Genomic DNA, 11,191 nt, shown 5'->3' with positions numbered 1-11,191 from the left:
AAATTCCTACATTTTGATGTTGGAACTTTTATGCACTTTCATATTAACATTTACACTATATCCTCTTGCATTTTTCTCCCCCTTATTTTGTCTTACATCAATTATTCGGAAATAATTAGAAAAAGTTACACTTAATTATAACTTAATTTATATGTGTGGTTATAAAAGAAATAATAAAAACTTCCTAAAGTATGTTGACTTCAGGAAGTTTTTGTTAGTTGCTTACAATTCTAATATCTAGCTAAAAGAGACTTTTCAGTTTTAGAGTTACAACCTAATTAAGTAATTTCTTAGATTGGTAACTGTTGTTATATAGTGCATTAATTTTAAGCTTAGCCAGTAATTTTTCCTTCATTCCCATTACCTTATGATAAGATAAAGCTTTCAAATCAGCATATTGTTTGAAAGTATAATCCTTAAAATATATAAAGTTAACTAACTCTCGTTCTTCTTTAGATAAGTTTTTTAATGCCTTGTCTAAATCTAGTAATAGGAGCTTATGACATATAAAGTCTTCAATATTTAAATCATCACAAATCTCTAGATTGTCTATCTTTTCATCAATATCTATATATTCTATACCTTCCTTTGGCTTCTTATTTAAAGAATTTCTAATAAGAAGATTAACGGAATTTCTTATAGCTATTGTGGCATAGGAAACGAATCTATGCTTTTTCATGTCATATAATCTAACACATTTAAAAAGTGTTGAGTAGCACTCGTTTTTGATATCTTCAAAGTCGTAACAGCTTATATAGGTCCTCTTAGCTAGGTTAATTATATAAGGAGTAAACTCAGCTACTAAAGCTTCTTTTGCATCAGTATTCTCTTCTCTACATAAAAGAACTAATTTTTCTATGTTATTATAATCCATAAAATCACCTCACAATAAGAATATACGAAGTAAGAATAGAGATTTGGCTAATTTACTTAAATCTTAATAAGTTTGTAAGAATTGTGGTACAGGTACTTCTAGCAGCCTGTCCAAATTCATACATGTTGTATAGAAAAGTAACATACACAAAAAGCGATTGATTGGTTGCTTTTATTAAATCAATTAATAAAAACTAAGATTTAATTCTATAAATATAAAAATAGAATTGACTGTTTTGTTTTAGTTGTTATTATATTACATATAAGGTTATTAATTAAATAAGAGGTGATATTGTGAATATTAGCAACTTAATTGAAGAATTTATAAAGGAACTAAAAGAAAGTCAAGAAACTATAAAGACTAACATAGAAAAACTAAATAATTCAGAAGCAAAGGATGAAGCTATACATGAAAAAGTTAAACTAAACATTTATGAAATATTTGAAACTGTGTTCAAAGCAAGTATAAAAAAGGTATATGGACTGCATTTAAGTGATGATGAAGCCCAATATGAAAGGTTATATGAAACTTATTTGGATTTTTTTACTAGGATTCCAGCAAGTTGGAAGATTAATTATGATAAGGCAAAAGCAAATGGAGATGTTTATAATCAATTTCTCGAAGAATTAAAAATAGATACGGCAGAAAACATAAAAGAGACATTTAGCAAATTATACATAAAGCAAACAGTTTAAGGAGAATAAATTTTATGGAAAAGTTTGATTCAATAAGTCTGTTTAAATGTCTTTCAGATAAATCTAGGCTACTTATAATAAACAATTTAATTAAGGAGCCTATGTATGTTGAACTTCTTGCCGAGAGGCTTGCCTTAGCTCCTTCAACAGTCTCTTTTCACCTTAAAAAGTTAGAAGATGCAGGAATAGTTACTTCGAAGAAGGAGCAATATTATGTGATGTATTCTATAAATTATGAAATACTGAATTTATCATTAAAAGATTTAATTAAAACAGATATTTCAGATAAGACCTTAGAAAAGCAAAGAGAAGAGGATTATAGAAAAAAAGTTATTGAAAGCTTTTTTGAATATGGTACCTTAAAATCTATTCCAGTGCAGCAAAAGAAAAGAAGAATAATATTAGAAGAACTTTTAAAAAGCTTTGTAGATGGAAAAGAGTATACGGAGAGAGAGGTAAATATAATTATTGCTGACTTTAATGAGGATTTCTGTACTATAAGAAGAGCTATGGTATCTGAGAACTTATTAGAGAGGAATAATGGTATTTATAAGGTGGTAAAAAAAGAATGAGTATCCTGGGGGAAGTTATATGTTTAATGAAAGTTTGATTGAAAAGCTTGTAAAGGCAATTAAGATAAATAAAGGAGATAAGGTTTTGCTTCAACTATGGGGAGAGGATGAATATAAAGAACTTCTTAATAATTTTAGCAAAGCAGTTGAAAAAAATGGAGCAATACCAATAAAATATCAGCACTCAAGGCTTTACTATAGGAATTTATTCAACCAAGCAGAGGAAAAAGAAATAGATGAAGAAAGTTTTCAGCACTTTCAAGATGTTGATGTTGTAGTTGATCTATGTGCTTATGCACCAGTAAGACCACATGATGAATTTCCAAAAGAAAAATTGAATTTATATAGAGCTTATATGAAAAGATTATTTGATGTTTTAGCTACAAAGGAAAAGTTTGTACAAGTAAGAATTCCTACCTCTGAAAATGCCTTAGAAAGTACAGTGAAAGAGGAAGAATATAAAGCTAGGATGTTAAAAGCTTATGATATAGACTACGATAAATTGCATATGAAGGCTAAGTCTTTAGTAAGTGAATTAGAGAATAATACTTCAATGACAATAATAACTGGAGATAATGAAAAGCTTAGTTTATCTTTGAAAGATAGAACCTGGTATATAGATGCTGGTGATGGGGACTTGCCTTGTGGTGAGGTGTATATAGCACCTGTTGAAAATTATGCTGAGGGATCAATTTTAATAGAACAGGCATTTTTAGAGGATGCAAAAATTGAAGGATTAAGGTTAGAATTTAAAGAAGGCAAAATTGTTAATTCTAATTCAGATACGTTTAAGGACTTCCTGAAAAATCTTCCTCTAAATTCAGATATTTTATGTGAATTTGGTATAGGATTAAATGACAATGTCACAGAAATTATAGGGTATACTCCTTTAGATGAAAAAGCTGGTGGTACATACCATATAGCAATTGGAGATAACTCAATGTTTGGAGGAAAAAATAAGTGTAATTTTCATATGGATCTTGTTTTTAAAGGTAAGGTTGAGTTTGAATAGATAGATATTTCGGGGAAGTATTTGGTTTAATTTACCTCAGTCACATATTTTTCACACATTATTTTGATATTTTACAAGCAACTTAAAAGTATACTTGATTATGAATCGTAAAACTTAAATAAAAATATGTGAAGAGGAGTTGATAGTATGTCAACAATAAGTGGAGTTTCTAATAGCTGGTATATAGGGAATACTACACAAGTTTCAAACTCAAATCAACAAACATCAAAGGTTCGCCGTAATGATTATGAGGATCAAGACGTTTATCAATCTAACCCTAATTTAATACAAGCAACTCAAAATACTGGCTTTACTGATCCGCTAAGCAGCTTAGTATCTAATGGAACTATTACTGAAGATCAAGAAACTGCTATTAAAGATGCCTTCTCAACTATGAGACAGTCAAATATAGCTGGTACATATGGCAGTAAGCCAACGAATCCAATAACTTCGCTTATAAGTAGTGGGGTAATAACTAAGGACCAGGCTGATTCAATTAAGTCTACCTTTAAAGATGCCGCAAGAGCACATCATCATAAAAGACCAGAAGGAGCTCATCAAATTGATAATCAGTTAAGTAGTCTAGTTTCAAGTGGAACTATCTCTTCTGATCAAGAGAATGTCGTAAAAGCTGCTCTTAAAGCTGCAATGGATAAAAGTGTAACTTCTGATGCATCAGATTTTGTTGATCCATTAGATAGTTTAGTTACAAGTGGAACAATAACAGAAGCTCAAAAGAATACAATTAAAAATGCAATAATGCCTCCAAAGAATGATGAAACTTCAGTTTCATTAAACAGTGGGGTACAAGCACAACAAACTTAAAGATATTTTTTTAATAGCTCTATTAAAAAATAGTGCTAGTTATAAAGCTTTTTTAAAGGAACTCTGGAAAGAGTTCCTTTTACTTTTATTTAAAAAATCATACCAATTTGGTCATATAACATTGTGTATTAGTTTTAAACCCCTTAATTCAACCTCTATTACTTCTTCTGATATAAGTCAATAAAAAACTACTTGCAATCAAGGGTTAATCAAATTATATATTATATAACCATAAATATACAAATAGGCAACGGCTTTTACATACTTAGGCTTAAACCAACTATATTAATCAACCTTTCGGTTGATTACAAGTATTAGGACTAGAGACTAATATAGATGTTGATGTGATTATAATGAAAAAATATTAGAAATAAAAGATCTTAAGAAGTATTATAAAGAAAACAAGTCCATTGATGGCTTAAGCTTTGATCTCTATGAAGGCGAAATCCTTGGACTTCTAGGGCCTAATGGTGCAGGAAAAAGTACAACTATAAATATACTTTCAACCATATTAAAGCACGATTCCGGTGAAGTGAAATTTTTTGGTGAAGAAATTGATAGAAACAGAAAAAAATAAAAGGTAGACTTGGAATTGTGCCACAGGACTTAGCAACTAATGAAGATATATCGGCTTATAAGAATGTTCAGTTCTTTGCTTTCCTTATTAGTCATGACTTTTGGTTATTCTTTAGTAATTCACCATGAAATATGATAATCTAATAAAAGTATAATGAAAGATTTTGTTTTTCTTGTAGAAAATTATATTTCTAAAGTTCATAGTATTTCTTAAAGGAAAATTTAAAAGTACTATATTAATATATAGAAAATAGTACTATTTTTTAAGAAAAAATAGATATTGAAAAGAAAAATATATTAAATACCAATAAGTTGGGAATTTCAAGCAATAAATGTCGAGCAATATCCGTGGAAGTGTATTGTAAAAAGATGTATATTTAAAGTGTTGAAACTAAAAATGTGTTATATCTAGGTAAATTATGATGTTTAGATGTAGAACATCAATGGGAAAAGAAGCTTGTTACCTGTATATGAATGGAGGCATAATCTTGGAGCATAATGTTATTGATAATGATTTATATCTTAAGCAGTTAATGGAAAGTGAAACCTCTGCTGTATGTGTATTTACTTTTCCAGATCTAAAATTAATAAGATGCAACAATACCTATGTTGTAGGATGGGGAGGGAAGAATGCTCATACTACTGACTTACTTGGTAAATATATATATGAATTTTCTTTGGACTGGAGCGGCAGTGAGGGTGAAAAAGTATTAAAAAAAGCAATTGAAACTGAAAAGACTGCTCAACTTAAAGAATTCAAATATAATCATTATATAAAGGGTGAATGTTATTGGAATTCATTCATAACTCCAATAAAAATTGAAGAGGAGATTAAATATATATTTTGTAATTTTATTGATGTAACTGAAGCAGTGCTATATAGAAAGACTATAGAGAAGCAAAATGAAATAATAAGAGCTCAAAAAAACCAACTTGAGGCTATTACTGACAATATGACAGATGCACTTATTATAGTTAATCCAGATGGGCATTTTAGTTATTTAAATAAAAAGGCAAAGGATTATTTTTATGATATAGATAACTTCAAAAAGTTAGGAGATAGTATAAAGCACACTGAGTATTTTTATGAAAACGGTACAAGACTAGATGTGGACGAACTTCCTACAGCAAGAGTTTTAAGAGGAGAGAGCATTGATAATATTATACTCAAGGCTGTTAGGCCAGACAAAACTGCATATTACAGCTATTGTGGGACTCCGATTTATGAGGAAGATAAGCTAGTTTATGCACTAGTATCACTAAGAGATGTAAGTGAGAGGTATGAGCAGGATAGAAAAGTAAGGATGCACAAAGAATTTTTAGAGATAATCTTAGATAACATAACTGACCCATTTATAGTATATGATGAGAATTGCAATATTTCACTATTAAATAAGGCAGCATTGAGGTTGTATCCACGTATAAAACATAAAGGTACAATCTTTGATAAAAATTCTGATATTGAATTTCTGGATTTTAATAATGAACCAATTAAAATGGAGGATTTACCTACCCAAAGAGCAGCAAGGGGAGAATGTGTAAGAAGTCGTCAACTCATAATAAAAGATTCGATTTCACTGAAATACGTGGAAGTTAGTGCTATTCCTATTTTAGATAAATACAATAGCGTTATAGCTATAGTATCAAATCATAGAGATATTACAGAGATGATAGAGTATCACCAAAAGATTAAGAAGCATGATGAGGAAAGAATAAGGTATGAAAAAGAGAAAAATGAAGCCTTGGAAGCTTCTATGAAGCTTAAGGATGAGTTTTTGTACCTAATTACTCATGAGTTCAAGACCCCTATTACAGTAATATGTAGTGCATTACAAGCTATAGAATTTATTTGTAAAAATGAATATAGTGATAGAGTTGCTAAGTATCTGAAGAGTATTAAGCAGAATACCAATAGACAACTAAGATTGGTAAATAATCTTTTAGATATAACCAAAATAAGCTCTGGTAATATAAAAATAGATAAAAAAAATTTAGATATTGTATATGTCACTAAGGCTATAATAAACTCCGTAGAACTATACGCCAAGCAAAAAAATATTAATATTTTCTTTGCATCAACTATTCAGTATAAAGAGATTGGTTTGGACGAGGAAAAATATGAGAGAATTATATTAAACTTTTTAGCAAATGCATTAAAGTTTACTCCAAATGATAAGGATATAATGGTACGAATATATACTAAAAGAGTTGATGGGAGTAGCTGGGTATGTGTGGAAGTTAAAGACCAAGGTATAGGAATACCTAAAAACAGACAGGAAATTATATTTGAGAAGTTTGGACAGGCTGATACAACACTATCTCGTCAAGCGGAAGGAACTGGCTTAGGTCTCCATTTAGTTAAGCTCCTAGTGGAGGCTTTAGATGGTAGGATTCTTCTAGATAGCCAAGAGGGTATGGGAAGTACCTTTACTGTAATGTTTCCAAATAAGAAGATCAGTAACAAGCGTAATTCCGAAGAAAATGCCCTTAGTAGCATTAATTTTATGGAAAATGATAATAGATTAATTCAGGGGATGGAGATTGAGTTTTCGGATATATATTTTTAGTCTATCAGATTTTCCATGTATACATTAGCAAAGTCAGATGTTAATAGAAAGACGCTATAAGGATTTTGATAAAAAGGACTACTTTATATAATCTTATGATTATAAATTTAAAAGAATATAACAAGTAAAGAATATAACAATATAAGAATTTATAGTAATAATGCCACTTCTAAAGAATAATTGCAGAAAAAAATATATAAAATCCCTCTTTTCTTATTATAGAGAAGAGGGATTTTTATGGCTAATTTTATTTAAGCTATACAGCTACTTCAGATTCTCCTTCTGGAAGATCTTCAGTTCTTTTCTTATTAAAAGGTACTGCAAGTAGTCCTAAAGCAGCAACGATTGCTGTGATTAGAAAACATTTATTATAAACCTTATTGCTTTCATCAGATTTGATAGTAGAAGCTTCATCAATTATTGAGTAAATTTCTTTAGTTTGTACTAAAAACTTTTCTTTCACTTCTGGTTTCATCTTATCTGGAACAGTGGATAGCACCTGTTTTTCTTGTGCAGCAATCATCTTATCAGCATTTTCTTTAGAAAAGGTTGAATTTGAATTTGTGTTTGAAGTCATTATCTTATCATTTATTGTAGTTTTTACTTGTTGTTCAAGTATTGTGTTCTTATTTACTGCATCCATTATCTTAGTTTTTGTATTGTCTATTGCCACAGTAGTGAAGTGAGTGCTTAAAGTTGAAACTAATGCAATGGCAAGACAAGCGGTTAGTTGTCTGAAGCTATTTAATATTCCAGAGGCAAGGCCGTTTTTGTCTTGAGAAACTTCTTCAAAAGCACTTTGATAAAGCGGAGAGGTTGCTCCAATACCAAGTCCCACAAGAATAAATGCACTGTAGATAGTCTTCATATTATTAGTACTATTCATAAATACGAACATGAAGTCACCAAGAGTTACAAAAACTATAGCAAGTAGGGAAGTTACTCTAGCTCCTAACTTCTTTGAGATTATTCCGAAGATCGGAGACATAAAGAAGGAAATACCACTTACTACTCCAAGAATAAGCCCTGATTTCAATACTGTATAGCCTAGTTGTTTTTCAAGATAGAAGTTCATCAGATAGGATATAGGCATATATGCAAAGAATATTACCCCGATTATGATTATAGAAGAAGTAAAACTCTTTATTTTGAATAGCTTAAAATCTATCATAGGGTTTTTTACTCTTAATTCATATATTAAGAAACATAGTATAGCTATTGCTGAAGTTACAATCAATGTAACTATTTTTGTACTACCCCAGCCGTAGTCATTACCTTTTACAAGTAGAAAGGTTAATGCACCAATTCCGTAAGCTAGTAGTATTGAACCTACAAAATCTATTTTCTTTTCAATAGTTCTGTCATAGCATTCTGTAAGAAACTTTATTCCAAAGAAAAGTGAAATAATAATAAAAGGAGTGTTTACATAGAAAATTGCCTTAAAGCCAAAGGCTTCGTTCAGAATTCCACCTACCACTGGTCCAGATGCGGCTGCTATAGAAATTATCATTCCGATTAGGATAGCAAGTTTAGATATAGCATCTTTTCCAAATACCTCAATAGCTAAGGGAATTGATAGAGGTGTTAATATTGCTGCACCAATACCTTGAAGTATTCTAAAACTTATTATCATAGGTAGTGTAGTTGAGAGACCACAAAATATAGATGCAGACCCAAAGATGAAAAGTCCCAAAATAAACAATTTTTTTCTTCCAAAGATATCAGCTATCTTTGAAAAGTTTATCAAAAGTGCTGAGAAAGGTATTAGGTAGGCTGTGCTTACCCAAGATATTCCTACCATGTCGGTATTAAAGTAAGTTGCCATAGTTGGTAGTGATACATTTACTATGGTTCCGTCTAATACAGTTAAAAAGCATGCAATTGCTAAAGATATAAAAGCTAAGATTTTTTGTTTTTTATTCATAATAACCTCCAATAATAATAAATATGAATGTGAAATTAATTTCATGTTTTAATAATAAACTGGAAAAATATAAAAGTCAATACATGAAATGAATTTCATATTTTATTGACTTTTATTTTATGTTAATTTATTATTAAGTTAGGTGATGGACATGGAAAGAAAAACAAGAGTACCAACTCAAAAAAGAGCGTTAGAAAAGTTCAATAGAATTGTTGATGCAGCTTATAAATTATTTAATGAAAAAGGGTATTACAATACTACTACTGCAGATATATCTAAAGAAGCAAATGTGGCTACCGGATCAGTATATGCCTATTTTCAAGATAAGAAAGAGATATATATAAAAGTAATTGAAAATATAAGTGAAAAGTTTAATTATCCAACCAGAGAGTTTTGGATTAGTAATGAAGACAAAGAGTTGCATAACTCTGAGGTGTCAAAAAAGCTTTTTAAATTATTTACCAAGATGATGATAGACTATCATGATTTTTCTAAAACCTTTCATGATGAAATGGACGCTTTAGCGCTACTAGATGAGGATATAGCAAAAGTAAGAAGAGAGCAGGAGCAAAATAGAATAAATAGAACAAGAGAAATCTTTAGATCTCTTTCAATTCCCTTTAAGAATGAAGAGGAAGAAAATATATTTCTCCATTACTCTTTTTTATTAATTGAAGATGCTTGTCACAAAATTCTTTACGATAATGAGATAAAGAATATTGATTTGTGTGTTGATAAATGTGCTGATATGATATATGTGCTCTTCGAAAGTTGTACAGATTATAAGGATTAATAATATATAAAACCAATAAAAATAGTTCATGAAAACATAAAAGTATAGATAACTACAGGGATTTAGTTATCTATACTTTTTTTACTGTCTAGACCAGTATCACTTAAGAAAATCTATTCAGCGATCAATGCCTTATGGAACATAACTGCGACGATTACTTCTTTTGGGAAGCTCAATATCAATTAAATTTGATGTTTTAAGTTTTGGTAGAAAGTGTTATTATTAATATAGTTACATAAATTGGAAAGTGAAAGGCTGATATATGAGAAAAAATGCTTTTTTATTGTTCTTTTGGGGTTTCTTTTTCGTAATGTTAAATGTAAATATTAATAACTTTGATTTATTACCAGATGTTATTGGATACATACTTTTTGCAGTAGGACTTAACATATTATCAAAGGAAAATATATTTTTCCTAAAGGCACAGAATTATAATTGGTTCTTAATAGCCTTATCCATAATGAAGTTGTGGAATTATTATATATCAGTAACATACTTTCAAATCAGTTTTAAGTTTATTGTTATATTCTTATTTACAGTTCTATATTTTGTAATAAATATACTTATGGTGAAAAACTTATTTCTAGGTATAAGCTGTATGAGGGAAATAGAAGATAATCCATACTTATTTGTAGAAGCTAATGAAAATTATAAATACTATAAATACTTGCAAATAGGCGGGATTGCAGCTTTTATTATAATATTTATTCCGAAAATAGGGTTTATTTATGCCATAGCTTTATTTATACTTTCAATACTCATCATGATTAATATAATGAATTTTATGAAGAGATGTGAAGAAGAATATAATAAAAAATAGAGATATGTAGTAGGAATGAATTTGTTAACTATGGTGATAATAACAATGTGTGTAAAAAAATAATCACTGAAGAAACTATCTTCAGTGATTATTTTTATTTATATGATTAATCAGCTAAGGCTATCTCACCGTGTTTTTCGTAGTTACCAACCTTAGAGATTGAGTTGTCTTCATTTACAAATACAACTTTAGGTTTGTGCTCCCTTACTTCATTTTCATCCATTTGGCAGTAGCACATTATTATAATTTTATCTCCTTTTTGAACACAACGAGCAGCCGCACCATTTAAGCAGATAACACCGCTATTTGCTTCCCCCTGTATTACATAAGTTTCCAATCTTTCACCGTTATCTATATCAGCTATAGCTACCTTTTCATATTCATGTATTCCAGCAGCCTCCATTAGCACCTTGTCTATAGTTATGCTGCCTACATAGTTTAACTCTGCTTGAGTTACAGTAGCTCTGTGAATTTTAGATTTTAGCATATTTAATACCATTATTTTTCCCCCTATATTGTAAAAACTTAAAAAT

Annotated in this window: 11 protein-coding genes; 8 read left to right on the top strand and 3 right to left on the bottom strand. The window is 29.6% G+C overall.

Annotation, left to right across the window (positions count from 1 at the left end):
* Positions 1–274: 274 nt before the first annotated feature.
* Positions 275–874, bottom strand: coding sequence for a sigma-70 family RNA polymerase sigma factor (locus GXK57_RS21945; RefSeq protein WP_160680158.1), 600 nt, complete (start codon positions 872–874; stop codon positions 275–277).
* A gap of 293 nt (positions 875–1,167) precedes the next feature.
* On the opposite strand from GXK57_RS21945, the gene GXK57_RS21940 reads away from it, so the two are divergent.
* The 6 genes from GXK57_RS21940 to GXK57_RS21915 all read left to right on the top strand — a co-directional run bounded on the left by GXK57_RS21940 (position 1,168) and on the right by GXK57_RS21915 (position 7,121).
* The gene (locus GXK57_RS21940; RefSeq protein ID WP_160680157.1) at positions 1,168–1,569 is read left to right on the top strand and encodes a hypothetical protein; all 402 of its coding nucleotides are present in this window, start codon (positions 1,168–1,170) and stop codon (positions 1,567–1,569) included.
* A gap of 14 nt (positions 1,570–1,583) precedes the next feature.
* On the top strand, positions 1,584–2,141 hold the full coding sequence (locus tag GXK57_RS21935) for a metalloregulator ArsR/SmtB family transcription factor (RefSeq protein WP_160680156.1): 558 nt from the start codon (positions 1,584–1,586) through the stop codon (positions 2,139–2,141).
* A 19-nt stretch (positions 2,142–2,160) separates the two neighbouring features.
* Positions 2,161–3,153: an aminopeptidase gene (locus GXK57_RS21930; RefSeq protein ID WP_160680155.1), complete on the top strand. Its 993-nt coding sequence runs from the start codon at positions 2,161–2,163 to the stop codon at positions 3,151–3,153.
* Between the two features lie 147 nt (positions 3,154–3,300).
* The gene (locus GXK57_RS21925; RefSeq protein ID WP_160680154.1) at positions 3,301–3,978 is read left to right on the top strand and encodes a hypothetical protein; all 678 of its coding nucleotides are present in this window, start codon (positions 3,301–3,303) and stop codon (positions 3,976–3,978) included.
* A 361-nt stretch (positions 3,979–4,339) separates the two neighbouring features.
* On the top strand, positions 4,340–4,555 hold the full coding sequence (locus tag GXK57_RS27020; RefSeq protein WP_347709108.1) for an ATP-binding cassette domain-containing protein: 216 nt from the start codon (positions 4,340–4,342) through the stop codon (positions 4,553–4,555).
* Positions 4,556–5,042: 487 nt separating this feature from the next.
* The gene (locus tag GXK57_RS21915; protein WP_160680153.1) at positions 5,043–7,121 is read left to right on the top strand and encodes an ATP-binding protein; all 2,079 of its coding nucleotides are present in this window, start codon (positions 5,043–5,045) and stop codon (positions 7,119–7,121) included.
* A gap of 256 nt (positions 7,122–7,377) precedes the next feature.
* On the opposite strand, the gene GXK57_RS21910 is transcribed toward GXK57_RS21915, so the two are convergent.
* Complete coding sequence (locus GXK57_RS21910; RefSeq protein WP_160680152.1) at positions 7,378–9,045, bottom strand: DHA2 family efflux MFS transporter permease subunit; 1,668 nt, start codon at positions 9,043–9,045, stop codon at positions 7,378–7,380.
* A 151-nt stretch (positions 9,046–9,196) separates the two neighbouring features.
* Here GXK57_RS21910 and GXK57_RS21905 point away from each other — a divergent pair, with 151 nt between their 5' ends.
* Together GXK57_RS21905 and GXK57_RS21900 are read left to right on the top strand one after the other, a co-directional pair.
* Positions 9,197–9,838: a TetR/AcrR family transcriptional regulator gene (locus tag GXK57_RS21905; protein ID WP_160680151.1), complete on the top strand. Its 642-nt coding sequence runs from the start codon at positions 9,197–9,199 to the stop codon at positions 9,836–9,838.
* Between the two features lie 262 nt (positions 9,839–10,100).
* The gene (locus tag GXK57_RS21900) at positions 10,101–10,658 is read left to right on the top strand and encodes a hypothetical protein (RefSeq protein ID WP_160680150.1); all 558 of its coding nucleotides are present in this window, start codon (positions 10,101–10,103) and stop codon (positions 10,656–10,658) included.
* A gap of 106 nt (positions 10,659–10,764) precedes the next feature.
* Here GXK57_RS21900 and panD read toward each other — a convergent pair whose 3' ends face one another.
* Entirely contained in the window at positions 10,765–11,157 is a 393-nt protein-coding gene (gene panD, locus GXK57_RS21895; protein WP_160680149.1) for an aspartate 1-decarboxylase, read from the bottom strand.
* Between the last annotated feature and the right edge of the window lie 34 nt (positions 11,158–11,191).

It is taken from the genome of Clostridium sp. C8-1-8, assembly GCF_009928445.1.
Lineage (GTDB): Bacteria > Bacillota > Clostridia > Clostridiales > Clostridiaceae > Clostridium_AR.
This window is presented reverse-complemented; position numbering and strand designations above follow the sequence as displayed.